The organism is Pseudomonas sp. 3HC3, assembly GCF_044904505.1.
In the GTDB taxonomy this organism is placed as follows: Bacteria; Pseudomonadota; Gammaproteobacteria; order Pseudomonadales; family Pseudomonadaceae; genus Aquipseudomonas; species Aquipseudomonas putida_Y.
On record NZ_JADDRH010000008.1, the window covers coordinates 66,721 to 91,106 of the forward strand.

Sequence of the window (24,386 nt, forward strand, 5' to 3'; positions counted from 1 at the left end):
GGCCGGGCAACCGGGCCGGGGATCAGATACGTACCCTGGATGCCTCGCCATGCGTCTGGAGGCGTGTTTGCTTGCGATAAAAGGCGTGGATAGCCCACACCACCCCTACGAACAACAAGGCTGTACCAAGCGCTTCCATAGGAGACGGCCAGCGTTGGTTGATGAGCAGGCCCATCGTAGTTGCATAAATGGTCCCGCTGGCGATCAATTGCCCGCTCAGCGCCAGCGGAAGACGCCGCGTTGCGATTGACCATGCCCAGGCACCTGCAAGGGTGGCCCCTAACCCCTGAATCAGCCCACAGACGATCAGTACCTGAGTACCTGCCGAACCGCTCGGATGGCTAGCGAAATGAGACAGTTTCAAGTGCAGCCCAACCGGGATGAACGCCAGCATTTCGACGCTGCACATGAAGATCAACATGGCTGACCACAACATGGGAGACATGCTTGGGCGTCGAGCCAACGCACTTTCATTCAACAGGCCAAAACCGGTCCAGAATGCGATTGCCAGCAACGATGCAAGCAGCCCAAGCAGTAACGACGCGGTCGGGAGCACTACCGCCGCACGGCTAGCATCAAACACGCTCAGATTGACCAGGCTGATGCCCAGGGCCGCCACCAGCAGTGGCCCGGCAATGGCGCGCCAAGGCACGCTGGCGCTGCGCATGTTGCCGGCAATCGCGAGCACGATCGGTACTGACCCCATCATCACAGGGGGGATCACCGGCCCGGCTGCCAAAACCGCAGTGGTGATCAGGAAGAAGTAGCCAATGTATCCCAAGAAGCCCAGCAGTGCGGCACAGGCCCAGTCACTCAGTCGCAATTGCCGCACTTCGCTGCGGTAAACGAACAGCACCAGCAGGCTACCTAACCCGGCAAAGGCATAGCTCACCACCGCCAGGTCAAAAAGGCTGTAGTCGCCGACCAGCCCCGGAAAGATATAGAGCAGCGACCAGGAAAAAGTGGCGGCAATGGCCGCTAACAAGCCCAGGGTCATACGCTGTGCTCCTGCCGCTGGATCCAGCAATGAGCTATTTGCCGGGCAGTGTCGAATACCCGCATGTCCTGGCCCATCGCACCGCTGACAAAGCTGCCCTCCAGCAAGATAAACAACCCTTGGGCAACGGCGTCAGGGTCGTTTATACCGGCGCTCATGGCCAAGGCAGCAAGGTTTTCCCGTATCCCTTGCTTATGCCTGCTCACTGCCAAATGCACGGGGTGGCTAAACTGGGGGAACTCAGCCGCACTGTTAACGAACAGGCACCCGCGCTCGCTATCTTTCAAAAGAAAGCGTTCATACAGATCGAAAAAAGCGAGCATGCCACTGACCGGCTCAGGATGCCCAGCCAGGGTGCGCGCTACCTCTTCACGCCAGCGTCGGTCACGCTCCTCAAGGCACGCCACTATCAGCGCATCCTTGGAGGGGAAATGGCTGTAGAGCGTCATTTTGGTGACGCCCGCCATCGCGGCAATGGCCGTTACCCCGGTGACGTACACGCCTTGCGACAGAAACAGCTTCAGCGCGGCATCAATCAAGCGCTCACGGGTATTGTCCAATTCAAGGCACTCCGGCAAAGGTACGGAGTTGACTATACTGACCGGTAAGATTCAGGCGCGTCCAGATACGACCTGAAGCATGGCCGCTACGACATAGACCGCAGCAGCAAAACGTAGGACGTCGGCATTTTTGGTAGCGCTGGGCTGATTCCACCGTCAGGATGGATGCTTCATCAGGCTTAAGGAGAGAGCCGTGTTTCCCATGAACGTGTGGTTCGCCTATGACCGGTCTGCTGTCGGCTGCGCTCAACCCCAAGCCAGGTTTGTTCGTGCTGGCGTTCATTCCCCAATTCGTCGACCCCCACGCGGGTCGGTCAGTGTGCAGATGATGGTTTACGGCGTGTGGTTCGCTGCACTAACTGCATTGGGGTTTGCCTTGATGGGCATTTTCGCCACGGGATTGTCTCGCTACCTGTACCGGCAGCCACGGCTGGTGAATGGGCTGAACGTGGGCGCAGGCATTACCTTCGTCGCGTCTGGCGTCTCAATTGCGGCGTTGAGCCAGAGATAGCAAGCAGGAAAAGGCGGCGGGGCTGCATATGAGCCCCGCACTTCATCACGATGCAGAAGCCTCGTCGGCCAGCTTCGCATGGGTGTTCAGTTCCTCAGCGATGAAGGCCGAAATCATCGCCCGATAGACCTGCTCCACCACCTCAGCCGAGGCACCGGTTTCGTCAGCCATCTCACGAACCTTCTTGATCACTTGCTCGACCCGGGCAGGCGCACGCACATCATCGGTGGTTTTCTTGAAGCCTGCTGCTTGCGTTACGAGCCTTCCACGTTTGGCGAGAAGCGAAACGAGGCTGCGGTCGATTTCATCGATCCGTTGACGGACTTCGTCCAGAGAGGTGCAAGGTACATCCATTTGCTTGACTTCCTTTTCATGAGCCTGCGCTGGATTGAAGCAGGCTGTCGTGGGTGATCGGGTCGTGCAGTGTAGCTGCTATGCCAGGTCCGCTTCACGCGCCTCAGAGGGTGTAACGCCGCAGGGATATCCCAATCCATTTCGAATAACCAGCTCACGCCTGCGTGGCGCAGATCGTGAAAATGCAGATCCTCCACACGAACCATCTTTCGCCCAGGCTCAAGCAGCCTGCTGGCGGGTGAATGTTTGGAGCTCTTGGTAGACCAGGACATCCTTTTTCTTGAGGTGGATCTGGACGGGATAGATAAACGTCCAATCGGCCTTTTTCCTTGCTCTGATCGTTGCCATGATTTCCGGTGCTACGAGCGTGATTGGCGGAGGCCATTCCGGCTATTTGTCCGGTCTGGGCTATTTCAGGGAGACTCTCGGTGCATCATGCCGGGAGCGTCGATGTTGACCTTGCCCCCTTGGCATAGGCAGTCAGCACTTCTTCACGGGCCGCCATTCGCTTCAGGTAGCCGGTCACATTGGGCAATGTCTGGATATCCACCTGCAATTGAGCGTGGATGCGCAGCCAGGGATAGATGGCCATGTCGGCAATCGAGTACATCCGAGCAATGAAATCGCGTCCGGCCAAAGCCTTTTCCACTATGTTGAACAAATGGACGGTTTGTTCCTGATAGCGCGATCTTGCGTACTGGTTGCCTTCGGCCTCTTGATGAATGAAGTGATAGCTCTGCCCGGCCATCGGCCCCAGGCTGCTGATTTGCCAGGCCAGCCAGTGGAGCACCGCATAGCGCTCAGGCCCTACGCACGGTAGGAATCGCAAGTGCTTTTCCGCCAGATATTGAAGGATAGCTCCGGACTCGGGCAGGATCAGCGCCTGATCGTGATCGACCAACAACGGGATCTTTCGGTGGATTGTCAGGCGGGCGAAGTCCGGCTGGTGTTGTTCACCCTGCGCCAGGTTTATCCGATGGATCCGGTAAGGCACGCCAAGCGCCTCTAGCATGATCAGGATCTTGTGACCATTGGCCGTCGGCGCGAAATAAAGTGTGTACATGGATACGGCTCGCAAAAACCAATCAGTGGCGGGAGGGGCAATCGGCGCGGTTGAGCCCGGCCCGTTCCGCCAGGGCTCAAGCAATCGGATAACGCTTGAACAGATCGGTCTGTTCCAGGCGGGCCGCATGGGCATTGGTGGCCGGGAAATCGCTGGCCTTGACTACGTCGGGCAGCATCAACTGCATGAACGACCAGGCCACCGCACAAGTGACCTCAACCTGGTCTGGGCGCACGCCGTGCGACGCGTGTGCCGCCAACCGCTTGTCCAACTCCGCGCACGCCGCCAGCAACTGCCGGGTGACGCGTTCGACCCAGGGCTGATGAAGCTTTTCCGCCGGTCGAAGATTGTGTTCATAGACGATCTGGACGGCCTTCTCGCATGCCGTCAGCGCCAGCCCCAATGTACTCAAAGCTCTGGCCAGCGCCTGCGGTTGGCTTGGCAATAGCTTGCTCTCGGGTGTGCTGAGGGTCTCGAAATAATCGATGATCAGCGTCGAGTCCATCAGTACGGAGCCGTCATCGAGCAGCAGAGTCGGCGCTTTGACCACCGGATTGATCCTCGAAAACTCTTCGAATGTGCTGAACACCGACAGTGGGGCATGTTCGAACTCGATGCCTAGAAGGTCCAGGGATATAGCTACCCGGCGAACGTAAGGTGAATCCAGCATCCCAATGAGTTTCATCGATAGTTTCCTTGATTGATGTTGATCTCTAATGTCGTTGTCTGGCGTTTGAACAGCAGGGGAACGGATACGCCGGGTGCTGCTTCTGTGCCCTGACTGGCTCCAGTTGCAGAAGACCTTCCCCATCAATCAGCGCTAGCCCGGCAGACAATTTCACGCGCTCGCCGGGGCCAATCGCGAAGTCGACACCGTCCGCGCTGATCCAATGCTTGCCGCTCACCGCACGCGTGTAGATGTCGTGAGTAAACCGCACCGAAACCCATTGCGCGCTGGTCAATGAAATCTGCAACCACTGGTGGTCTTCACAGTCAGGATTACCCGTTGTCATTTGCCGTGCTCCCCACGCACCGTCTATGGCTCCATTCCTCTTGCCAGTCGAAGACTTTACCGTCACTTACATTAATGAGAGCCTTGCCACTTATAAATCAGTTTTTTTTTCCACTATTTGTAAGAAATACTTACATGTCGAAAATTCCTCCTATCACCTGCCTACGCAGCTTCGAATCGGTTGCAAGGCTGGGGAGCGTCACCGCAGCCGCCAAGGAACTGCATGTCACCCATTCGGCCATCAGCCAGCAGATCAAGGTGTTGGAAGAGATGATCGGCGTCACCCTGTTCGTCCGTGAGGGACGGGGTCTGCGGGTCAGTGAGGACGGACGACTGTATGCCTTGCAGATCCGCGAATGCTTGGGCGGAATCGCCGAAGCCACGCGACTGATCAAGACGCAACCCAAGTCAACGGAACTGGTGGTCGCCGTTCTCCCTTCGTTCGGATTCAGCTGGTTGTTGCCCCGCTTGCCACGTTTCCAGCAATTACAGCCGCATATCAGCGTCCGGCTGCAGGCCAATCTGGCGTTATCGGACCTGACGCGGGAATCTGTCGACGTAGGGATCCGCATGGGCAAGGGCGACTGGGACGGGGTGGAGCAGCATCTGCTCTTTCATGACGAGACGCTGGTGGTTGCCGCTCCGCACTTCAACGGCGGGGTGCTACCACAGACCCCTGAAGAGATCATCGGCAGCAACATTGTTTTCAACATGGAATCATGGCAACCGTGGTGTCAAGCGGCCGGGCTGGATAGGGAAGTCCCACGCATCGGCCTGTGCAGCAACGACTCCAACCTGGTACTTCAAGCCGTGCGCTTGGGCCAGGGGATCGCTCTGGAGCGCCGCAGCCTTGTGCACGACGCGATCCAACGAGGGGAGTTGGTGCAACTCTCCCCCGTGATCGCTCCCTATCCCTACCCGTATTGGCTGGTATTACCCAACCGCGAGCGTTCGGAAACAAAGCAGCAGGTGTTCTCAAGTTGGCTGACACATGAGGTCGCTGCATATCTGAACGAACTGGATCATGGCAGCAAGACGGTACGATGATGGCCGATTGTTGCCCTTGCCAAGGGGCTGCTAACCGACCCGGAGCGGACGGTCATGGCATTGGGTTCGGTGAGGGCCTTGAGGTGTTCGTCATGAGGTTTTTGGTGGTTATCAGACCGAGCGCCGCCCGCGCGGCGCATCGCGAGCTGGCGCTCGCTCCTACGTTTTTTTCGGGCCAATTGTTCCTAAGGATTTTGCGCGCGAACGTCTTGGCGCATGGCTGGGAATCGCGTCGTACAAACCAGGCGGGTCTGCCGCTTCGTCTTACCCAGCGGCCGGGCTTTCTCGGCTTCCACCAGGTAGCGATCAATCATGTCCTTGATTGCGTGCCCTCCACGGTTGGCCCGCTCGATGGCACCATGCCCTGCCAACTCTGTCTCTCGTCGCTTCGCCCAAGCCTGCGCTGCCTGCTTACGGGCGAACGCCTGGGCTTCTTGGTAGACTAGGACACCTTTTTCTTGAGGCGGATCTGGACGGTATAGCTGACCGTTCCATCGGCCTTTTTCCTTGCTCTGATTGTTACCATGATTTCCGGGGGTACAAGCGTGAATGGCGGTGCTACATCGCACCACTGTCTCACCAAAAAACCCGAAAAGTGGTACATAAATGCGTAGACCAGAATGCCCCTAGAATTAGCTTCAAAGCCACAAACCACGCGCCCTGAGCCGTCCCGACGCTTCAGCGTTGCACCGATGATGGATTGGGCCTACTTTTCCTGAAGCACCTATTACTACTGGACCCTTTGGCGACCTCTGTAACGCATGTACCAATTTTGTACCATCAACACATGTTGATGACGGATTGCTCAAGCTCACACCTCCGCATCAACCCAGCTCCCCTCTGCACTCCGCGCCCTTAAGTACAGACTGAGACCGTCTCGACCTATTGCCTACTACGATAGCATTCTGCTATACCTTCCCATTTGTAATGTTGAAGCGTCGACATACGAACGGCGCACAAATATTAAGGGACTGAAATGGCCAAAAGACTTGTATTGTTCAACCATAAAGGCGGAGTTAGCAAGACCACTACGGTTTACAACATTGGATGGATGCTTGCAGAACAAGGACACAGAGTCCTCTTGGTCGATGCAGACCCACAATGCAACTTGTCCAGCTTGATCCTAGGCGATAATTTCGATGCATATTACCTCGACGAAGACACTCGCGACCAGAATATTAAAGACGGTGTAGCCCCCGCATTCAAAGGCAAACCAACACCTATTCAAGCAATATCATGCAAAAGTCCAGATAGGCAACCCAACCTCAAGTTGCTTGCCGGTCACGCCACATTATCAGAGTACGACGCCTCTCTTACCTTCGCGCAAAACTCCAACGCTCTAGCAACCCTTCAAAACCTTCCGGGCGCATTTAACGAACTAATCCAAAAAGTTGAAGACGCTAACGCCATTGATTATACAATCATCGACCTGAACCCTGGTCTGAGCGCTATCAACCAAAACATGTTCCTGAACGCAGATTTCTTCCTCATACCTACAAACCCTGATCCATTCTCCATAATGGCGCTCGAGACCCTTCAAGCAATTTTCCCGAGGTGGGCATCTTGGAAGGTTCAAAACGAGCAAGCATTTCAAGACTCAGCATATCCTCTACGACCAGGGCTGCCCAAATTCTTAGGTACGTCCATCCAGCGCTTTAACGTTAGGAAGGGACGCCCAGCTGCTCCGTACAGAGATAACATTGCTGAAATTAATACAGTTACTCGAGATCAACTATTCCCCATACTGGAAAAATCAGGCTTAACCCTGACCCGTACCGATTATCCAGACCACCTTATAAACGACGGGTTCTGCCTAGGCCAAATTCAAGACTTCGGATCACTACTACAACGTTCGCACATTGCAGGCGTGCCCGTTTTTAGTCTCAACCGAGAAGAACTGGGGGACACTGGAGTCGTATTAGTTAATGCAATGACCAAGCGAGACCAGATACATCAGCAATTCGTCCAAATTACGCAACTGCTCGCCAGACTAATGAATAACTAATCATGCTTAACGCTCAATTAGTATTTCAAAAAAACATCAAACAGGCAAATGGTCTAGGTGCAATCTATGACCACCTTACTGAAATAGTCCAAATCAGCGAGCCATTCGATGACTTGTTGCGCTACCAATTAGTCTACTCCGTAAGCGCGTTCGACAAATTGATTCATGACTTAATTAGAATTGGAATGGTGCAGATCTTTGAAGGCCTAAGACCTACCACACCAAAATATGCCAATGAAGGCATTGCCCTCCAGCACCTTACTGATCTAGCACCCGGCGCAACGCCCCCGCCAGGAGTTAAGTTTGAAGAATTAGTCCGCGGAAAGCTAAGCATCCAATCTTTCCAAGACCCCACCAAAGTTTCTGAAGGGTTAAGCTTTATATGGAATGAAAGTCAAAAATGGCAGACCTTAGGAGCCAAAGTCGGGCTCTCTGACAAAGATGCAAAGCTTAATCTGAAGCTTATAGTAACCAGAAGAAACGCGATAGTTCATGAGGCAGACTTAGACCCTATCACCAGCTTGAAACAACCAATTACACGAACAGAGGCTGAACACGCCGCTAAATATTTGTTAAACCTCGGCAACGCTGTCTGCGACCTAGTCATCTAGGCCCGAATCTTTAGCAAAAAACGTGATGACTGTCCGCCCACCATATACGCCCCGAGAATACGGAGGGGCGTACTCATGTTAGAGCAGATACTAGAGCAAGCATCCACTGGACATTAAACCGCGCTCACTTTTCATAGCCCGGAACAAGGAAGAACTTTGAAAGAACTCCGACTATCGCTCATCTACTTTACCACTGCATTGGTTCTTGCAGGCACCCCGTATTTCCTTACAATGCTTTTAGGTGGCAATACGCACATTAGCGCAAACAACCAGGACTGGGGCGGTTTTGGCTCTTATATCGGAGGAATTATTTCTCCCGCAGCATCAATCTTAGCGGGTTATTTGGTATACAAAAGCTTCGCGTTAAATGCTCACCAGCAAGAATTACAGCTAGCCCGCGAATCACTTGCACGACTAGATATGATGCTGGATAAAAAACTCGAAACCCCATTCAATAGCTCTATCCTCGGCGAAACCTATCATGGTCAATCGCTTAGATCTATAATTATTGCACTCTCAAATAATGAAGCAACTGCAGACAAGACCACTAAGGAAGCAATACTGCCCCTGCTGCACAACATAGCAATCACAGCAGACTCTGTAAGATACTATATAGGACTATTAAACATCCACCCATCCTCTAAGGGCAACAACGAATGGCTAGGTGAACTCGAAAAAGCTTACTGGATCGAAAAATACTCCGCAATTTGCTCACGAATGATACGAGTCGTCGGCCAAAGTTCATTCGAGGCCAAAGTAAGCGACCAGCAGCTCTATAGCTTCAAACTAGTGCTTCAAGGCGGCCATGGTTTATAAAGCATGGAGAATATATTTACAATGAAAAGCCCCACTGCAATGAATTTGCGAATTAGGTAATGGTTAACTCAACACGAACCAGCCAGGACTGATTCAGCCGAGCCTTACCAAAGGCTCCTCATTTTTCGCCTCATTTCCCCTCCGGCTTCACTGGTACGCTGCCGGCGTCGAACTCCCCTCCTCAACGTTCAGTAATACTTTCAAGTAACCGATCCAACGGACCCGAAACGGAAGCAGTCCGATGACATCACCAGTGCCGAGGGTGCACCGCTCTATTTGGCGGCGCTCGCAAAGGTGCACCAAAACTTACCGTTTGATGAGCACGATGGCTTCGTGACTATTATGGCAGCCGCCGACCACGGATAATCGATACGCACAACCACAAACCGCTTGTAGTGACGCCTGACACTGCACGGGAGTGGATCAGCCTCGTATCAGTCGAGCATCCCAAGGAGATAGCCCGGAATGGCTGTTGGCCTAATGCTGAATTCAAACGGCATCTTGTAACAAGGAGGCCGGCAATCGTCGAAACCAAGGAGCTCTGGCTGTACCAGCGACAAACTGACGAAAGGTAATTATCAAGCTCGAGAGCAAAGCCACTAACTTTAGCGGCTAAAATCGAGCATCATCGTGCGATGCCTTTCAACTCAACACTTTAGCTAAAGAAATCTTCAAATAAAGAATTCAACAAATCAACAAATGTAGAAACCTACACACTTTCCAGCACTGACTGGACAAAAACGCTTTTACGCAAAACCGTAAAAACGCAAAAGCGCCTGTACTTATTTAATTTTTTACATTCTATTGACATTGGCTCAGCAGTTCAGATTAAATCCGCCACCAACACAACAACACCAACCCTCAAGCTCAAGCTCAAGCTCAAGCTCAAGCTCAAGCTCAATGAGCATCCCGCCCTTCCCGGAGGAACTATGTCCACCGTAAATTTACTCATCATTTTTTTCATAGAATTTGTGCGGTGGCTTCATTTATTGCAGTTAGAAAAGTTGCTCCAGCTCTGACGGACACCAGTTCATGATCACCAGTTCACCGGTCACCTCGGCCTTAGCGTGCCGCTGGTTCATGGTGCTGTAACGGATATCCAGGCTCTCGAAGTGGAAGCCGTCAAAGGCGCGCCGGATGTCTGGATGGTCATTGATGCTGACCATCACCTTGCCCTTGCACCGCCGCATGAAGTCGGCCATGCGATCGTACTCCTCAAACGGAAATTCCACACCGTAACCGACGGTCTGCCAGTAAGGCGGATCCATGTAGAAGAAGGTATGCGCTCGATCGTAGCGCTCGGCACAGGCAAGCCAGGGCAGATGCTCTACGTACGTGCCGGCAAGACGCTGCCATGCCGCCGACAAGTTTTCCTCAATGCGCAGCAGGTTGATCGCTGGGCCTGTGGTGGCGGTACCGAATGCTTGACTGGTGAGCTTGGCACCGAACGCATGCTGTTGCAGGTAAAAGAACCGCGCGGCTCGTTGGATATCGGTCAGCGTTTCAGGGCGCGTCATCTTCTGCCACTCGAAGATCTGGCGGGAGCTGAGGGCCCACTTAAACTGGCGCACGAACTCCTCCAGGTGGTTCTGCACAACGCGGTAGAGGGTGACCAGGTCACCGTTGAGATCGTTCAGCACCTCCACCGGAGCGGGCTGGGGGCGCATGAAGAACAACGCGGCACCGCCGGCGAAGACTTCGACGTAGCATTCATGAGGGGGAAAGAGAGGGATCAAGCGGTCGGCCAGGCGGCGTTTGCCACCCATCCAGGGAATGATAGGAGAGGTCATAGGTATGCAAGTCTTTACTGTATAGATAAACAGGTGTTAGGCTCGCCGCGCTTTGTGCACAAGGCAGAGGCCACGGCTGGACTTGCAGGGAGGGTCTGCGGGTTCGGCGGGCCGGGCTGGATGTTGGCGCATCTACCCGGCTCGCCTCTTTTCATTTGGTGACTTCGCGGACGTAGGCCTGGCAAGCCTGCAGTGCGATCAGTCCTCGATCACCGGTGTCGGTGATGCCGATAATTCGTTGAGCATGCGCTGGGTCAAGTCGGGCGCGAACGGTTCCATGAACCACGCCTCCGGTGCCGGCGGCTTCTCGCATCCCACTGTCACAACCCGGGGTGGCAAAGGCTCCGGTGTCGACAAGGACTGACAGCCGCAAGTCAGCAGTAGCCACTCGGCTAGATCGAAACGACAGTGACCGCTTTCGAGCCAGCACCTGCTCATAGGTCCAGATTTATTAAGATGAGACGGCCGCAGCGGCGGCGTCCATCTGAGAATTCACAGCGTATTGGCGTCAGGAAGTCCGGTTTTAGCTTGCTTGCACGGGGGGTAGGACTCCTTTGAGCGCAGCGGCCAAGCCGGAAGCGTCTACACCATCTCGTAGCATCCTTGTTAGCCACCCCTCAAAGGAAGCTAGTCTAGTCTGTTTCAAGTGTAGAGCGGCATGGGCGAGCATTCCTTTGTTGTCGTAAATGGTCAATAAGCTAGACAAATTATCATTGGCCAGGGCGTCCTGAATTTTTTGGGTCGCGCCTGCTGCAATGCCAGCGATATCCAAGGCAGCGGTTTGGGCCGCATAATCCGAAAGTAATTCATCAATGCTCTTTGCCCCCGAAAGATCGACCCTCTTAAGTGCCCGATCAATTCGTCGCCGACAGTATCTCACCACGACCTCCTCGATTGCCGCTTGCGATTGCAAGGAGTTGAAGATGGCCGTCTGCAGTTTAGACAATTGTTGCTCGAGATCCGCACCTGCGTAGCCTTCGGTTTGGGCGATAACACGGCTGACTTCAGGTAGCAGAATTAGGTTTTCAACCTCAGATACCGACAGAGGGTATACGCCCAAACCGGTCAGATAATGGATTTCGTCCGACGTGTAGTCATCAGCATCGACAATTCCCGCGCAGGTGACGCGTGTGAGCTGAGCATTTGCGCGCATGGTGACTACGGCGTGCACGACTTGTTCGCACGAGCCCCGTGGTATCACGGTCCACTCCGGATAGCAGCACCGATAGATTGCGAGATCCAGACTTGTCCCAGCACCCTCCACGAACAAAATTGGTCGACGGCTGCCCAGTATCAGGGTTGTAATTTCTTCACTGAAACCGGTGTCATCCGGAACACTTTCAATAGTCCAAGAAGGCGTCGATACGTACGACTTAATTACGTATTTCTTAGCTGCCCTGGTCGCAGCGAAGTGCAAATCATGAGTAATGAAGATGAATGCACAATCCTTTCGCACGGCTTCAACTTCATCCCAGAGATTCGACATAATAGATGGATGAACGTGTAATTCAGGTTCATCGATGATAAGAAGAGAGGACTCGGCAGCGACCAGTGCTTGTGCTAGAAGATAGAAAACCGCGCGTTCGCCATCACTCATGTCCGAGGCGGGATAGGTCCCGGAAGCACCAACAGCCGAGACTTGGATGTCATCACCAGAAATAATCAGCTGCCGATGGGGAAGAAGGCGCTGCCAAATGTCCGAAAGAGTTTCAAATTTTGTAGGCATCGCTTGCGTGAGCGTACCGGATCTAGCCTTACTGTGCGTATCCAAGGTTGTGACTGACTGGTCTGCGAATAGCGCTTGAAGCAGACTGTCGAAGTCGTTCAGCATTGCCACTTCAGGCTTTGATTCTGCCCACCGACTCCCCCTGCGGTGACCAATTGTCGCATTCTCATGTTCCCACCCAAATCGGAGCTTTCGGAGCGCTTCAGCACCACGGATTTTGGGTACGGCAGGATCGAGTTTGAGGGCTCGATGAGCCGAAATACGGTGGGCCTCAATACCGGCTGCCTCCTCAATGAATACAGCCAAACGCGTTTTCCCTGATCCATTTGCCCCGACGAGGACAACTGACGAGCCAGGCTCGATAGTTATAGGAGTCTGCTGGTCTCGATTAGGAATCTGAAAAGTGAACGTCAAGTGTAAGCTCCTTTTGTGATGATGTTGGCCGAGGCAGATGAACGTTAGCTCACCTTCTCTCTCCCGCCCCAAAGCTCATTTCTCGCCCTAAGCGACTGAGAACCGATCCATGTATTGCATCTGAAGCAACCATCCTACAAGCGAAATGGTGCTCGCACGCATATCCGCTTCGGGCCGACTGCTGCCATTCAGGGAAAGGCAGCCATAGGTCGAAAGCGGCCAATCCTGCCAGACGGATCTACCCAACGCGGTGTTAGGCGCAGGACAGAACATAGCCACTTTGTGCCGATCAAACCATCCGATGCACTAATCAGGTCCGATGCAACCGACTCGTCAAGACGAGTACAAGTGATGGTCAATTCTGCGCATACCCCAACCCTCTACTCAACTCGGGCGCCTAAGGTGACTGGAGCCTGGATAATCCGCTCTAACCAACTCCACTCCATATATCGGTCGCCACGCCCCCTAAGATGGGTGTAACGCCGCAGCGAGTTCCAGTCACGATGACCGGAAACACTCGACACCCTCGGTATATCCCAATCCATTTCGAACAACCGGCTCACACCTTCATGGCGCAGATCATGAAAATGCAGATCCACCACGCCAACCATCTTGCATGCCCTGGACCAGGCCGTGCCGATTGAATCGGTGTTGTAAGGGAATATCTCGGTGCACTGACGAGGCATGCTTTGCACAATCGCCCACGCCTCATCCGGCAGATGGCACCACACATCGTTGCCGATCTTCTGACCAGGGTTCTTCATGTCCCGCACCTTCACCGCTTGGCGGTGCTCATCCAGATCTTCCCACAAGATGCGCGCAATCTCGTCCATACGGCGCGTGGAGAAGATGGCAAACGCCACGACCTTGGGCATGTGAATGACTGTCGGACGCCGTGCAAGCATCTCGAAAAAGTGCTCAAGCACCTTGTCGAGTTCTTCGAGCGTTGGCCTGCGATCCCGCTCCCGGCTTTTCATGTTGTAGCCGAGGCGTTTCAGGACAAGGCGTGCGTCGGGCATAGCTTGGGGGTTGATCTCGTACTCCCACGCAGCCCTAGCAAGCGACAACACTGAACCCAGGTGAGCCAGATCATTGCCGGCTGTCTGCGGTTTGATCCCACCGCCTGCGGGGCTCATTCGCCATAGGGCATAGTCCACCAGCACCTGCTGGCTGATGTCGGAGTCGACCATCTCACCCACGTAGCTGTTCTTGATGGCGTTCAACGTGCGTCGCTTGGTCTCGCCCAGAGGCCGGGCTTTCTCTGCCTCGACCAGGTAACGGTCAATCATCTGCTTGACCGTGTGCCCTACCCGGCTGGCGCGCTCGATAGCACCAGGCTCAGACAACTCGGTTTCCCGTCGCTTCGCCCACGCCACTGCAGCCTGTTTGCGGGCGAACGTTTGGCTCTCTTGGTAGACTGTCACCTTGTCGCGATTAATGCGGATCTGGACGAGGTAGCTAGCGCTGCCATCGGCCTTTTTACGTGTTCTGATCGTTGCCATCTGAGATTGGTACACGTCGTCTGTCGATTGGTACATTGTACCAAGCGCTTGGTAAAAACGCCCCAAAACCCCCAAAAATTGGTACAGAACACGTTGAACGAAATGACTGCAAAATCAGGCTCAAAGCCACAAACCACGCGCCCTGAGCCGTCACGCCGCTTCAGCGTTGCACCTATGATGGACTGGACCGACAGGCACTGCCGGTTCTTCCTGCGACTGCTCTCCAGGCAAACCCTGCTCTACACCGAAATGGTCACCACCGGTGCCCTGCTGCACAACGACGCCCACCGTTTCCTGCGCCACGATGCCTCTGAGCACCCGCTGGCCCTGCAACTGGGCGGCAGTGTGCCGGCCGACTTGGCCGCTTGTGCGCGCCTGGCTGAAGAAGCGGGCTACGATGAGGTCAACCTCAACGTTGGCTGCCCGAGCGACCGGGTGCAGAACAACATGATCGGCGCGTGCCTGATGGCTCACCCGGCGCTGGTGGCCGACTGCGTGAAGGCCATGCGTGATGCCGTATCGACGCCTGTCACGGTGAAGCACCGCATTGGTATCAACGGCCGTGACAGCTACGCCGAACTGAGCGACTTCGTCGGCCAGGTGCGTGAGGCCGGCTGCCGGAGTTTTACCGTGCATGCACGCATCGCGATTCTGGAAGGGCTGTCGCCGAAAGAGAACCGCGAGATCCCGCCGCTGCGCTATGACATCGCAGCGCAGTTGAAGAGGGACTTCCCGGACCTGGAGATCGTGCTCAACGGCGGGATCAAGACCCTGGACGAATGCCAGGCACACCTTGAAACCTTCGATGGCGTGATGCTGGGGCGCGAGGCGTATCACAACCCTTATCTGCTGGCCGAGGTGGACCAGCAACTGTTTGGCAGCGATGCGCCGGTGGTCAGCCGTAGCGAGGCATTGGCGCAACTGCGGCCTTACATCGTGGCGCATATGGAAAGCGGCGGTGCGATGCACCACGTTACCCGGCATATTCTGGGGCTGGCCCAAGGATTCAAAGGGGCGCGGCGCTTCCGCCAGCTGCTGTCGGCTGACATTCACAAGGCGGCTGAACCCTTGGCGGTGTTTGACCAGGCCGTGGAGTTGTTGCAGGGGCGGTGACCTCAAAGGGAGGGAACCTCGGGCTTGCTTGCGACTCGAATCTTCACCTTTCCTACAGCCCTGTGCGGACCAGCGGGTCCGCAGGGTTTCGGCGGCCCTTGAGCGGCTGCCGGGGCTCGGGTAATGTCGAGTAAATGCACAGGACAGAGCACGCCCATGACCTCCAAGCTGGAACAACTCAAGCAGTTCACCACCGTGGTCGCCGACACCGGGGACCTGGACGCCATCACCCGCCTGAAGCCGGTCGATGCCACCACCAACCCGTCGCTGCTGTTAAAGGCTGCTGCCATCCCGGGCTACGCCGACCTGCTGAAACAGGTGAAGGCCGACGCCAAGGGTGATGTCGACCTGGCCTGCGACAAGTTTGCGGTGGCCGTGGGCTCGGGCATTCTCAAGGTCATCCCGGGGCGTATCTCCACCGAGGTGGATGCACGCCTGTCGTTCGATGAGCCAGCCCTGCTGAACAAGGCTCGTCAGCTGATCGCCCTGTACGAGGCGGCCGGAGTGCCAAAAGAGCGTGTGCTGATCAAGCTGGCCTCCACCTGGGAAGGCATCCGCGCCGCCGAAAAGCTGGAGAAGGAAGGCATCCAGACCAACCTGACCCTGCTGTTCTCCTTCGCCCAGGCCCAGGCTTGCGCCGATGCCGGGGTGTTTTTGATTTCGCCGTTCGTGGGCCGTATCTACGACTGGTACAAGAAGAGCACCGGCCAGGAATACGTGGGCGCCGAGGACCCGGGCGTGCAGTCGGTCACGCGCATCTACAACTACTACAAGGCCAATGGTTACAACACCGTGGTCATGGGCGCCAGCTTCCGCAATATCGGCCAGATCGAACAACTGGCCGGCTGTGACCGCCTGACCATCAGCCCCGAGCTGCTGCAGCAGCTGAGTGATGACCAGGGTGAGTTGCCGCAGGTGCTGAAACCGGGCAACGCCGGTGAAGCCAAGCAGCACCTGAACGAAAGCCAGTTCCGCTGGGCGATGAACGAAGATGCCATGGGCACCGAGAAACTGGCCGAAGGTATCCGCCAGTTTGCGCGGGACCAGGAAAAGCTGGAGAAGTTGATGGCTGAAAAGGCCTGATACAGTTCGTGTTTGCCTGACGGGCGGGAAGTGCTCAGTATTTTCCGCCCGTTTTGTTTGCCACGCCTTAGTTGTGTATTGAATTCTCGGGCCTGTTCGCGGGCAAGCCCGCTCCTACACCGATCGATGTAAGGGCGGGCTTGCCCGCGAACAGGCCGCCATAGCCACCCGAGCTGTCGATGACCTCCCCTAACCCTTTGCCCCTCGTTCTCGCCGGCCCGGTACTGCGCCGCCTGGAACCCCAGCGTCTGGCCGTCTGGCTGGTCACTACCCAACCACTGCAGCCCGAGTTCGTCTGCCTGGCAAGCGAGGCCCGAGTCGATTGCCAAGTGGTGCCGATTGGCCGGCATGCCTACGTTCACCTGCTGGACATCCAATTCGCCAGCCCCCTGCCCTGCAACCAGCTGCTCGACTACGACCTGCTGATCAACGGCCAGGGTATCGCCGACTGGGCGCCGCACCTGCTCTACCCGGGCGCCCAGCGCCCAAGCCTGGTGCTGCGTGAGCGCCTCGACCACTTGCTGCACGGCTCCTGCCGCAAGCCGCACCACCCTGCGGCCGACGGCCTGCTGTGCGCCGACCGCCTGCTGCAGGCGTGCAAGAGGCCCGAAGACCGCCCCGCTGTGCTATTGATGACGGGCGACCAGGTTTACGCCGACGATGTCGCTGGCCCCATGCTGCGCGCCATTCATAGCCTGATCGCGCGCCTGGGCCTGTTCGACGAGCAACTGGAGGGTGCGGTGGTAGCCGACAGCCAGGCGCTGTACCAGCACCCAGCCAGCTACTACCACCGCGCCGACCTGCTGCCGGCGCTGGAACGCAACGACACCCTGCGCGAGCGCTTTTTCGGCGGCAAGCGCAAGCCGATCTTCTCGTCCAGCAACGCCGACAACCATCTGGTGACCTTGGCCGAAGTCATGGCCATGTACCTGTTGGTGTGGTCGCCGGTGCCCTGGCAGCTGGTGGACCTGGGCATCCCCAGCGGGCTCAGCGACGAGCATCAAGCCCGATACCGGCATGAGCTGCCGCTGATTCAGGGGTTTGCCGACAATCTAGGTCAGGTGGCACGGGTGATGGCCCACCTGCCCTGCCTGATGATCTTCGACGACCACGACATCACCGACGACTGGAACCTCTCGGCGCAGTGGGAGGAAACGGCCTACGGCCACCCATTTTCGCGAAGGATCATTGGCAACGCCTTGCTCGGCTACCTGCTCTGCCAGGCCTGGGGCAACAACCCGGACGATTGCAATCCGCTGATCGAACAGTGCCAGGTGCTGACCCGCCAGAACCAGGATGAGCTGATTGGCGAGCTGCTGCGCTTCCAGGGCTGGCAGTTCAGCCTGCCTACAGAACCACCGCTGCTGGTACTGGACACCCGTACGCGGCGCTGGCGCAGCGAAAGCAACCTGGCCAAGCCGTCCGGCCTGCTGGACTGGGAAGCGCTGAGTGAATTGCAGCAAGCACTGCTCGATCATCCTTCGGCGGTCATCGTGTCGCCTGCGCCGATTTTCGGGGTGAAGCTGATTGAAACGGTGCAGAAGGTGTTCAGCTGGCTGGGCTACCCGCTGCTGGTGGATGCCGAGAACTGGATGGCCCACCGCGGTGCAGCACAGGTCATCCTCAATATCTTCCGCCACTCGCGCACACCGGGCCACTACGTTGTGCTGTCGGGGGATGTGCATTACTCGTTCGTGTATGAGGTGCTGATTCGCCACCGCCAGCGCAGCCCGCACTTGTGGCAGGTGACCAGTAGCGGGATCAAGAACGAGTTCCCTCGGCGTTTGCTGGATGTACTGGACCGGCTCAACCGCTGGTTGTATGCGCCGCGCTCGCCGCTCAACTGGTTTACCAAGCGCCGAGAAATGGAGGTGGTGCCGCGTACGCCCAGCCACAGCAAGGCCGGGGAACGGCTGTGGAATGGTGCCGGGCTGGGACAGGTGTTTTTTGATGAACAGGGGCGGCCGGCGCGGGTGTATCAGCTGGATGCGGGCGGGGGTGAGGCTACAGAGTTTAGAAACCGGGAGTAGTGAGATTCAGAGTTTTTACAGCCTGTGCCGGCCTCTTCGCGGGTAAACCCGCTCCTACACCTGATTGGGGGTGGACACACACTGGTGTTTGGGCGCAGGCCGTCGTAGGAGCGGGTTTACCCGCGAAGAGGCCGGCACAGGCCAGAGATCAGCCCCGCTCCAGCGCATTGACCAGGTCATGGAAGGCTTCGCGGTTGGAGTCATTCAGGCCCATGAGGATCTTGTGCGCCTCCAGCACCTTGGAGCGCACCACCTCTTCACTCTGGTCCTGCGACGGCAGGTCGGTCAGGCATTCGGGGCAGGGAATCGGCCGATCGACGATGTTGAACACCTGATCGAAGCCCATCGACTGCAATAACCGTGAAATGTCTGGATTGGTAGTCACCACAGTCGGCAGCAGACCCACCTTCTGCCGCGACAGAATCGACAGCTTTGCCAGAAGGCCCAGCGTGGTGCTGTCGATACTCTCGGTTTCAGTCAGGTCGATGACAATCGCCGAGAAGTTCAGCGCAGTGAAAATCTTCTCGATCGTCGCATCCAGCGCCGAACACAGGGTCAGGCGCACTTCACCAACGAATTTCAGTACGAAGGTACCGCTCTGCTCGGCGAACTGAATTCTACCGGTACTCATTGAAGGTTCCTGCTCAACACCAATAGGGCGATATCATCCGGCATCTCCCCAAGCGTAGCCAATCCAAATCGTTGACGCAGCCCATCCAGACTGCCACCTGCTGCCTTGACGATCTCCGGCAAGGCGGCTTCTTTATCTTTGAGCGTATCACCCGGCAAAAGGTCCAGAATGCCATCGGACATCAGGCTGAGGCTGAACTGCGGGGGCAGTTCCACCACCAGATCCTGGTAGGTGGCCTCATCGAACAGCCCTACCGGCAGGCCGCGGCCTTCCAGGTAGCGGGTGTGCTCGGGGGTGTACAGCACCGGCAGCGGTAGATGGCCGCCAACGGCGTAGGTCAGCAGGCCGGTGTCTTCGTCGATGACCCCGCCCACCATCGTCACATGCTTGCCCAGCTTGCAGTTGATCAACCCACGGTTGATATGGCTAAGCACCTGCGAAGGTTTGAACTCGCGCATCTTGCCGCCACGTTTGAATTCGAACAACAGCCGCGTGGTCATGAACTTCAGCAGGACGGTGACGAACGCTGATGATGCACCGTGCCCGGAAACATCGGCGAGGTAGAAGGCGATACGCCGTTCGTCCACGCGGAAGTAATCGGCAAAGTCACCCGACAGATACAGCGACGGGATGATCTGATGCTCGAAAGCAAACTCGCCGGCTACCCAGGGGCTTTCCGGCAACATGTTCATCTGCACCTGGCGACCGGCGGTCTGGTCCTCCTGCAGCAGGTGCAGGCTGGCCTCCAGTTCGCGGTTGGCGGCTTCGAGCTTGTCGCGGTAGCGCTGGTTTTCCAGCACAAGGCGCGAGCGGTCGAGGGCGCGGCGCACCGAATGCTCGAGTACGGCCAGGTCTTCCAGCGGCTTGATGAGGTAGTCGGCGGCGCCCAGGCGCAACGCTTCCACCGCATCACTCATGACGCCGGCACCGGACACCACGATCACCGGCAACTGCGGCGCACGCTCGCTGACCTGACGGATCAGTTCGAGGCCGCCCATCTGCGGCATGCGCAGATCGCAGATCACGAGGTCGGGCTGGTGTTCTTCGAAGACCTGAAGCCCCTGCTGGCCATTACCGGCCTGGAGGACGCTGAAACCACTGTCTTCAAGGTAGGCGGCGAGGCTAGCACGGACCACGTCGTCGTCATCGATGATCAGCAGCGTTGCACTGGTTTTCTGCATGTGGGCGAACGGCGCCGATTTAGGTTGGTGCAGCGGTGTCGGCAAGGCAGACGGCCAGCTACGGGAATTCTTTATGGTCACACTCTACTTGAGTTGTAGGACAAGAACACCTGCCCGGCAACTGTTCAGAGGTACCTTGTAAGGCGCAGACGGTACTCCCATCCGGCAGGGGTTTCAAGCATGCAGGGGTCGACCTCGCTGCTCTTTACAGGGCAAATCACCGGGAGTTATAAGAAAGTCGACCAGCGCAACCCGACGGGAAGGATGCAGCATGCCTCACACGCCCTCCAGCCACAGCGAGAAACGCGACTTCATTCGTATGCGCATCGACACCGAGATCAGCCTTTTGCACGAAGGCCAGGTGATTGCAGCGGTGTGCCTGGACCTGTCCAGCGGCGGCATGCAGGTGCAGGCGCCGCAGCATTTTTTGGTGGGTGATCGCATAGAGGTGCGGATCGATTCCGACCATCCGGCACTGAAGGGATTGCATGCCAGCACCGAAGTGGTGTGGATTGCCGACCAGCCGGGCGGGCAGCAGAAGTTCGGGCTGCGGATTCTGGCCATGCATTGAACCTGGGGCCGCATTGCGGCCCCAGGTTCACAGATCAGAAGTCGTCTTCGACCTCGCCATCCTTCACCTTGAACTCGCGGTTCTGCAGGTAGGCGTTACGGATGAAGATGTACTTGTCACCCTGAATCAGCTTTTCGGCCGAGAGCAGGCTGGCGCGGGTGTCGATCACGTCCAGCGCGAAGATCGAGTTGCGCGTAGGCACGTGGTCGATGTAGCGATAGGGTTTGGTGTAGGTGTCCGGGTACTTGGCCACGCCGTCACGCACGGTGCTTGGGCCCAGCAGCGGGATGACCACATACGGCCCGCTTGGCACCCCCCAGTAGCCCAAGGTCTGGCCAAAGTCCTCGTCATTGCGCTGCAGGCCCATCTTGGTACCCACATCGAAGAAGCCACCCAGGCCGAAGGTGGTGTTGACGATCAACCGCGCCGTATCCACGCCCGCCGCATGCGGCTTGAGCTGCAGCAAGTCGTTGGCCAGGTTGGTCACGTCACCCAGGTTGCGAAAGATGTTGTGGATGCCATCTTCGAGGAACTGTGGAGTGACCGCCTGGTAGCCCTTGGCCAATGGTTTGAGGGCATAGGTGTCGAGCGTATCGTTGAAGCGGAAGATCGGGCGGTTGACCGCTTCCCAGGGATCTTCCTCGGTGGCAGCCTGAGTGGCAGCCACGGGCGCCAGCAGCATGCTGGCGCAGACACAGGCCTGGGTGACTCGTTCGATCACACTGGCACCGATCCTACGCATAGGTGTTTCTCCATCGAATTTCTCGGCCGCAAGCGCAACAGGTCGCGCTGCTATCAAAGCGGCAGTATAGAGACTTGCGGGCTGATAAACAGCTTTACACATTTTTGATCAATATTTTGTGAACAACTGTTGCGCAGAGGCCGATGTCACAGGACGGTAACAATCAACGCATAGCCTTCGAACCATTTGGGGGAAGTTGCCATGGACACTGCGCCCGCCTTCACTGCTGTACTGTTCGGCTTGCGCGGCTGCCTGGTGCAGGCCGCCAATGGCGCTCCCTCACCCGCCCCCGGCGCCCTGGCCACCCTTGCCAGCCTGCGTCAGCGCCAAGTGCCGTGTATCTGGCTGGATGACCTCAATACCACGCAAAGCGAGCGCCTGGCCCATGTACTGCCCGACTGGCTGCCAGGGCATTCAGTCAATGGTGTGCACTGGCCAGCGCCAAACGCTTGCTGGCAGGCACTGATGGCGCTGGACAGCGAGCGCCTGGATGGCTGCGTATTGGTCAGCGGCGACCCACGCCTGCTGCAGTCTGGCCTTAACGCCGGCCTGTGGACGGTAGGCCTGGCCGCCTGCAGCCCGTTATGCGACCGCACTTCTGCGCAATGGCAAGCCATGAGCCCGCAAGAGCAGGACCTGGCGCGCAGCAAGGCGACGCTGGCGCTGTTCAGCCTTGGCGTGCACTCGGTGATCGACCATCTGGAAGCGCTGGACACCTGCCTGCAGGACATCGCCCAGCGCCGACGCAAGGGTGAAAAACCCTGATACAGCACCCTTGACGCGGATCATGCAAATCGGCAGCAGGTAGATTACCCTGAAGACAGGCCAGAACCTTTGCCACGTCGCCGAGGTCCATGGCTTGCCAAGCCATTGATGGAGAATAGCCAATGCCTGCCCGCGAATTGCAAGAGCGCCTGAACAGCTTGCGCGAGCAACTGGACCGCAACGTACCGCTTTCGGAAGAAGAGCTGGCCGCCCTGCACGAAGAGGCGCGCCAGATCGAGGCGCAACTGAAACTTGAGGAAGCCACGCCAGACAACAACCTGGTGGACGGCGTGAACCTTGCGATCGAACGCTTCGAGGCCGACCACCCCGACCTCACAGCCACCCTGCGCAGCATTGCCAACTCGCTGCACAGCATGGGGATCTGAAATAGCGGGGGCCGCAAAGCGGCCCCCCTGTATTACTGCCGAACCAGGCGCTTGTTATCCGGGCTGATCGCCCCGGTGCTGCGGTACGGGTTAATGTCCAGCCCACCGCGGCGCACATAGCGCGCATAGACCGTCAGGTGCTCCGGCTGCAGCAGATTCTTCAAGTCCAGGTAAATCCGTTCCACACACTGCTCATGGAAGTCGGCATGCTGGCGGAAGCTGATCAGATAGGTCAGCAGGCTGGCGTGGTCCAGCGCCCTGCCCTTGTACTCGACCACCACGCTGCCCCAATCCGGCTGCCCGGTGACCGGGCAGTTGGACTTCAGCAGATGGCTGTGCAGGGTTTCTTCCACCACCCGCTCCGGGTTGCAGCGCAACAGTTCTGGCTGCGGCTGCTCGTAGTTGCTGATGGCCACGTCCAGTGCATCGATGCACTGCCCCGGTAAAGCCACCACACCCTGGGCTTCAACCTCGGCCAACGTGCGAACCTTCACCCCCACCGGCTTGCCGGCAGCGGCGGACAGGTCTTTTTGCAGGCATGCCTGCAACTCGCCCAGCGAGGCGAACACCGTCTGGTTCAGCGAGTTGAGGTACAGCTTGAATGACTTGGACTCAATGATGTTTGGCGAGTCAGCCGGGATGGCGAACTCGCCGATCGCCACTACCGGCTTGCCCGAAGGCAGCAGCCAGCTCAGCTCGAAGCAGTTCCAGTAATCCACCCCCTGCCAGGGCAAGGTCTGTGCAGTAACGCCCAGCTCGGCCCACTTGGCAGTACGCGGGATCGGGAACAGCTGTTCCGGGGAGTAGGTGGCGATGTATTCGCTGGACTTGCCCAGCGGGGAATGTTCGGCAGCGGGATGCATGGAAACTGACCTAGAGGTTCGGATTTACCTCTAGTCTAACGGTTTTGCACCCCGCCTTGCAGGGCCAGTCACTCAATGGTCAACGTCCCGACCATACCCGCCTGGTAATGCCCCGGCACGTTACAGGCAAACTCGATGGGCGCCGATTGGCGGAAGGTCCAGGTCAGCTCGGCGCGCTGGCCGGGCATGACCATCACAGTGTTGCCACCCCCGTGACCATGGCCGTCACCGTGGTCCATCATTTGGCCGTGGTTCATCATCTTGCCGTGATCCATGCCTTCGTGGTTCATGGCCTCGGTGAACATCTTGCCTTGCATGGCGACCATTTCCTTCTGGTGTTCGGCATGCATGGCCTTGTCGCCCAGATTGAATTCGTGAGGCAGCTTGCCCTCGTTGACCAGCACGAAGCGCACCGTCTCGCCGGCTTTTACCTGCAGGCTTTTTGGCTCGAAGGCGATGTCCTTGAGCACCACGTTGACCGTACGGGTGGCCTTGGCCGCCGGGGCAGGCTCGCCGAAGGCGAAGGTCTGCGCCTGGCCAGCAAAAGCCGGCAGGCTGCCCAAAGCAAGGGTGGCGGCAATGAACAGGTGTTTCATGATGACTCCGGGATTAC

The 24,386-nt window shown here is 57.2% G+C and carries 24 protein-coding genes and 4 pseudogenes; 11 read left to right on the forward strand and 17 right to left on the reverse strand.

Going from position 1 to position 24,386, the window contains the following annotated elements; genetic code table 11:
* Window positions 1-22: 22 nt before the first annotated feature.
* Both INQ47_RS13770 and INQ47_RS13775 read right to left on the reverse strand, forming a co-directional pair.
* Window positions 23-997 carry an EamA/RhaT family transporter gene (locus INQ47_RS13770; RefSeq protein WP_404701910.1) on the reverse strand — a complete coding sequence of 325 codons (975 nt, stop codon included), beginning with the start codon at window positions 995-997 and terminating at the stop codon, window positions 23-25.
* The gene (locus INQ47_RS13775; protein ID WP_176684877.1) at window positions 994-1,557 is read right to left on the reverse strand and encodes a TetR/AcrR family transcriptional regulator; all 564 of its coding nucleotides are present in this window, start codon (window positions 1,555-1,557) and stop codon (window positions 994-996) included. The genes INQ47_RS13770 and INQ47_RS13775 overlap by 4 nt, the downstream gene beginning before the upstream one ends.
* Before the next feature lie 221 nt (window positions 1,558-1,778).
* Between INQ47_RS13775 and INQ47_RS13780 the strand changes: the two are divergent.
* Window positions 1,779-2,068, forward strand: a pseudogene (locus INQ47_RS13780) (LysE family translocator); the annotation flags it as partial.
* A gap of 45 nt (window positions 2,069-2,113) precedes the next feature.
* Here INQ47_RS13780 and INQ47_RS13785 read toward each other — a convergent pair.
* From INQ47_RS13785 to INQ47_RS13805, 5 genes and pseudogenes are all read right to left on the reverse strand, one after another.
* On the reverse strand, window positions 2,114-2,422 hold the full coding sequence (locus INQ47_RS13785; protein WP_012053142.1) for a chorismate mutase: 309 nt from the start codon (window positions 2,420-2,422) through the stop codon (window positions 2,114-2,116).
* 122 nt (window positions 2,423-2,544) lie between these two features.
* Window positions 2,545-2,619, reverse strand: a pseudogene (locus INQ47_RS13790) (integrase); the annotation flags it as partial.
* A gap of 236 nt (window positions 2,620-2,855) precedes the next feature.
* Complete coding sequence (locus INQ47_RS13795) at window positions 2,856-3,485, reverse strand: glutathione S-transferase family protein (protein ID WP_404701911.1); 630 nt, start codon at window positions 3,483-3,485, stop codon at window positions 2,856-2,858.
* A 76-nt stretch (window positions 3,486-3,561) separates the two neighbouring features.
* Window positions 3,562-4,170 (reverse strand): glutathione S-transferase, encoded by a 609-nt coding sequence (locus INQ47_RS13800; protein ID WP_404701912.1) that lies wholly within the window; start codon window positions 4,168-4,170, stop codon window positions 3,562-3,564.
* Window positions 4,171-4,198: 28 nt separating this feature from the next.
* Complete coding sequence (locus INQ47_RS13805; protein WP_404701913.1) at window positions 4,199-4,498, reverse strand: hypothetical protein; 300 nt, start codon at window positions 4,496-4,498, stop codon at window positions 4,199-4,201.
* Window positions 4,499-4,632: 134 nt separating this feature from the next.
* On the opposite strand from INQ47_RS13805, the gene INQ47_RS13810 reads away from it, so the two are divergent.
* Window positions 4,633-5,544, forward strand: a complete 912-nt coding sequence (locus tag INQ47_RS13810) for a LysR substrate-binding domain-containing protein (RefSeq protein ID WP_404701914.1) — start codon at window positions 4,633-4,635, stop codon at window positions 5,542-5,544.
* Between the two features lie 248 nt (window positions 5,545-5,792).
* On the opposite strand, the pseudogene INQ47_RS13815 reads toward INQ47_RS13810, so the two are convergent.
* Window positions 5,793-6,070 (reverse strand): annotated as a pseudogene (locus INQ47_RS13815) (site-specific integrase); the annotation flags it as partial.
* A 450-nt stretch (window positions 6,071-6,520) separates the two neighbouring features.
* On the opposite strand from INQ47_RS13815, the gene INQ47_RS13820 reads away from it, so the two are divergent.
* The 3 genes from INQ47_RS13820 (at window position 6,521) to INQ47_RS13830 (ending at window position 8,976) form a co-directional block, all read left to right on the forward strand.
* Complete coding sequence (locus tag INQ47_RS13820) at window positions 6,521-7,549, forward strand: ParA family protein (protein ID WP_404701915.1); 1,029 nt, start codon at window positions 6,521-6,523, stop codon at window positions 7,547-7,549.
* Window positions 7,550-7,551: 2 nt separating this feature from the next.
* A complete protein-coding gene (locus tag INQ47_RS13825) occupies window positions 7,552-8,160 on the forward strand; it encodes a HEPN domain-containing protein (protein WP_404701916.1) in 609 nt (202 codons plus the stop codon).
* 156 nt (window positions 8,161-8,316) lie between these two features.
* Window positions 8,317-8,976 (forward strand): hypothetical protein, encoded by a 660-nt coding sequence (locus INQ47_RS13830; protein WP_404701917.1) that lies wholly within the window; start codon window positions 8,317-8,319, stop codon window positions 8,974-8,976.
* Window positions 8,977-9,971: 995 nt separating this feature from the next.
* Here the strand turns inward: INQ47_RS13830 and INQ47_RS13835 are convergent.
* The 4 genes and pseudogenes from INQ47_RS13835 to INQ47_RS13850 form a co-directional block, all read right to left on the reverse strand.
* Window positions 9,972-10,766 carry a DNA adenine methylase gene (locus tag INQ47_RS13835; protein ID WP_404701918.1) on the reverse strand — a complete coding sequence of 265 codons (795 nt, stop codon included), beginning with the start codon at window positions 10,764-10,766 and terminating at the stop codon, window positions 9,972-9,974.
* A gap of 151 nt (window positions 10,767-10,917) precedes the next feature.
* Window positions 10,918-11,157: pseudogene (locus INQ47_RS13840) on the reverse strand (lysis protein); the annotation flags it as partial.
* A gap of 132 nt (window positions 11,158-11,289) precedes the next feature.
* The gene (locus INQ47_RS13845) at window positions 11,290-12,906 is read right to left on the reverse strand and encodes an AAA family ATPase (protein WP_404701919.1); all 1,617 of its coding nucleotides are present in this window, start codon (window positions 12,904-12,906) and stop codon (window positions 11,290-11,292) included.
* A gap of 380 nt (window positions 12,907-13,286) precedes the next feature.
* Window positions 13,287-14,408, reverse strand: a complete 1,122-nt coding sequence (locus INQ47_RS13850; RefSeq protein WP_404701953.1) for a tyrosine-type recombinase/integrase — start codon at window positions 14,406-14,408, stop codon at window positions 13,287-13,289.
* 102 nt (window positions 14,409-14,510) lie between these two features.
* Here INQ47_RS13850 and dusA point away from each other — a divergent pair, with 102 nt between their 5' ends.
* The 3 genes from dusA (at window position 14,511) to INQ47_RS13865 (ending at window position 18,634) form a co-directional block, all read left to right on the forward strand.
* Window positions 14,511-15,521 (forward strand): tRNA dihydrouridine(20/20a) synthase DusA, encoded by a 1,011-nt coding sequence (gene dusA, locus INQ47_RS13855; protein ID WP_404701920.1) that lies wholly within the window; start codon window positions 14,511-14,513, stop codon window positions 15,519-15,521.
* A gap of 156 nt (window positions 15,522-15,677) precedes the next feature.
* On the forward strand, window positions 15,678-16,604 hold the full coding sequence (gene tal, locus INQ47_RS13860) for a transaldolase (RefSeq protein WP_021785403.1): 927 nt from the start codon (window positions 15,678-15,680) through the stop codon (window positions 16,602-16,604).
* A 179-nt stretch (window positions 16,605-16,783) separates the two neighbouring features.
* Window positions 16,784-18,634, forward strand: a complete 1,851-nt coding sequence (locus INQ47_RS13865; RefSeq protein ID WP_404701921.1) for an alkaline phosphatase D family protein — start codon at window positions 16,784-16,786, stop codon at window positions 18,632-18,634.
* Window positions 18,635-18,782: 148 nt separating this feature from the next.
* Here the strand turns inward: INQ47_RS13865 and rssC are convergent, their stop codons facing one another.
* Window positions 18,783-19,265, reverse strand: a complete 483-nt coding sequence (rssC, locus tag INQ47_RS13870; protein WP_021785405.1) for an anti-sigma factor antagonist RssC — start codon at window positions 19,263-19,265, stop codon at window positions 18,783-18,785.
* Window positions 19,262-20,446 (reverse strand): two-component system response regulator RssB, encoded by a 1,185-nt coding sequence (gene rssB, locus INQ47_RS13875; RefSeq protein ID WP_021785406.1) that lies wholly within the window; start codon window positions 20,444-20,446, stop codon window positions 19,262-19,264. Before rssB ends, rssC begins: the two co-directional genes overlap by 4 nt.
* A 271-nt stretch (window positions 20,447-20,717) precedes the next feature.
* On the opposite strand from rssB, the gene INQ47_RS13880 reads away from it, so the two are divergent.
* Window positions 20,718-21,017 (forward strand): PilZ domain-containing protein, encoded by a 300-nt coding sequence (locus INQ47_RS13880; protein WP_021785407.1) that lies wholly within the window; start codon window positions 20,718-20,720, stop codon window positions 21,015-21,017.
* A 34-nt stretch (window positions 21,018-21,051) separates the two neighbouring features.
* On the opposite strand, the gene INQ47_RS13885 is transcribed toward INQ47_RS13880, so the two are convergent.
* Window positions 21,052-21,759 (reverse strand): VacJ family lipoprotein, encoded by a 708-nt coding sequence (locus tag INQ47_RS13885; RefSeq protein ID WP_021785408.1) that lies wholly within the window; start codon window positions 21,757-21,759, stop codon window positions 21,052-21,054.
* 201 nt (window positions 21,760-21,960) lie between these two features.
* Between INQ47_RS13885 and INQ47_RS13890 the strand changes: the two genes are divergently transcribed.
* Window positions 21,961-22,524, forward strand: coding sequence for a phosphonoacetaldehyde phosphonohydrolase-related protein (locus INQ47_RS13890; RefSeq protein ID WP_404701922.1), 564 nt, complete (start codon window positions 21,961-21,963; stop codon window positions 22,522-22,524).
* A gap of 122 nt (window positions 22,525-22,646) precedes the next feature.
* Entirely contained in the window at window positions 22,647-22,910 is a 264-nt protein-coding gene (locus INQ47_RS13895) for a DUF4404 family protein (RefSeq protein WP_003248815.1), read from the forward strand.
* A gap of 32 nt (window positions 22,911-22,942) precedes the next feature.
* Here the strand turns inward: INQ47_RS13895 and queF are convergent, their stop codons facing one another.
* Window positions 22,943-23,773 (reverse strand): NADPH-dependent 7-cyano-7-deazaguanine reductase QueF, encoded by an 831-nt coding sequence (gene queF, locus INQ47_RS13900; protein WP_021785410.1) that lies wholly within the window; start codon window positions 23,771-23,773, stop codon window positions 22,943-22,945.
* Window positions 23,774-23,841: 68 nt separating this feature from the next.
* Window positions 23,842-24,369 (reverse strand): plastocyanin/azurin family copper-binding protein, encoded by a 528-nt coding sequence (locus INQ47_RS13905; RefSeq protein ID WP_404701923.1) that lies wholly within the window; start codon window positions 24,367-24,369, stop codon window positions 23,842-23,844.
* Between the last annotated feature and the right edge of the window lie 17 nt (window positions 24,370-24,386).

What these genes read in the sequence shown, in the direction of transcription:
- INQ47_RS13795 (WP_404701911.1), bottom strand. Translation starts at nt 3,485, where the DNA reads ATGTACACACTTTATTTCGCGCCGACGGCCAATGGTCACAAGATCCTG.
- INQ47_RS13895 (WP_003248815.1), top strand. Translation starts at nt 22,647, where the DNA reads ATGCCTGCCCGCGAATTGCAAGAGCGCCTGAACAGCTTGCGCGAGCAA.
- rssB (WP_021785406.1), bottom strand. Translation starts at nt 20,446, where the DNA reads ATGCAGAAAACCAGTGCAACGCTGCTGATCATCGATGACGACGACGTG.
- dusA (WP_404701920.1), top strand. Translation starts at nt 14,511, where the DNA reads ATGACTGCAAAATCAGGCTCAAAGCCACAAACCACGCGCCCTGAGCCG.
- INQ47_RS13800 (WP_404701912.1), bottom strand. Translation starts at nt 4,170, where the DNA reads ATGAAACTCATTGGGATGCTGGATTCACCTTACGTTCGCCGGGTAGCT.
- INQ47_RS13890 (WP_404701922.1), top strand. Translation starts at nt 21,961, where the DNA reads ATGGACACTGCGCCCGCCTTCACTGCTGTACTGTTCGGCTTGCGCGGC.
- INQ47_RS13810 (WP_404701914.1), top strand. Translation starts at nt 4,633, where the DNA reads ATGTCGAAAATTCCTCCTATCACCTGCCTACGCAGCTTCGAATCGGTT.
- INQ47_RS13770 (WP_404701910.1), bottom strand. Translation starts at nt 997, where the DNA reads ATGACCCTGGGCTTGTTAGCGGCCATTGCCGCCACTTTTTCCTGGTCG.
- INQ47_RS13905 (WP_404701923.1), bottom strand. Translation starts at nt 24,369, where the DNA reads ATGAAACACCTGTTCATTGCCGCCACCCTTGCTTTGGGCAGCCTGCCG.
- queF (WP_021785410.1), bottom strand. Translation starts at nt 23,773, where the DNA reads ATGCATCCCGCTGCCGAACATTCCCCGCTGGGCAAGTCCAGCGAATAC.
- INQ47_RS13865 (WP_404701921.1), top strand. Translation starts at nt 16,784, where the DNA reads ATGACCTCCCCTAACCCTTTGCCCCTCGTTCTCGCCGGCCCGGTACTG.
- INQ47_RS13835 (WP_404701918.1), bottom strand. Translation starts at nt 10,766, where the DNA reads ATGACCTCTCCTATCATTCCCTGGATGGGTGGCAAACGCCGCCTGGCC.
- tal (WP_021785403.1), top strand. Translation starts at nt 15,678, where the DNA reads ATGACCTCCAAGCTGGAACAACTCAAGCAGTTCACCACCGTGGTCGCC.
- INQ47_RS13885 (WP_021785408.1), bottom strand. Translation starts at nt 21,759, where the DNA reads ATGCGTAGGATCGGTGCCAGTGTGATCGAACGAGTCACCCAGGCCTGT.
- INQ47_RS13880 (WP_021785407.1), top strand. Translation starts at nt 20,718, where the DNA reads ATGCCTCACACGCCCTCCAGCCACAGCGAGAAACGCGACTTCATTCGT.
- INQ47_RS13825 (WP_404701916.1), top strand. Translation starts at nt 7,552, where the DNA reads ATGCTTAACGCTCAATTAGTATTTCAAAAAAACATCAAACAGGCAAAT.
- rssC (WP_021785405.1), bottom strand. Translation starts at nt 19,265, where the DNA reads ATGAGTACCGGTAGAATTCAGTTCGCCGAGCAGAGCGGTACCTTCGTA.
- INQ47_RS13850 (WP_404701953.1), bottom strand. Translation starts at nt 14,408, where the DNA reads ATGGCAACGATCAGAACACGTAAAAAGGCCGATGGCAGCGCTAGCTAC.
- INQ47_RS13785 (WP_012053142.1), bottom strand. Translation starts at nt 2,422, where the DNA reads ATGGATGTACCTTGCACCTCTCTGGACGAAGTCCGTCAACGGATCGAT.
- INQ47_RS13805 (WP_404701913.1), bottom strand. Translation starts at nt 4,498, where the DNA reads ATGACAACGGGTAATCCTGACTGTGAAGACCACCAGTGGTTGCAGATT.
- INQ47_RS13820 (WP_404701915.1), top strand. Translation starts at nt 6,521, where the DNA reads ATGGCCAAAAGACTTGTATTGTTCAACCATAAAGGCGGAGTTAGCAAG.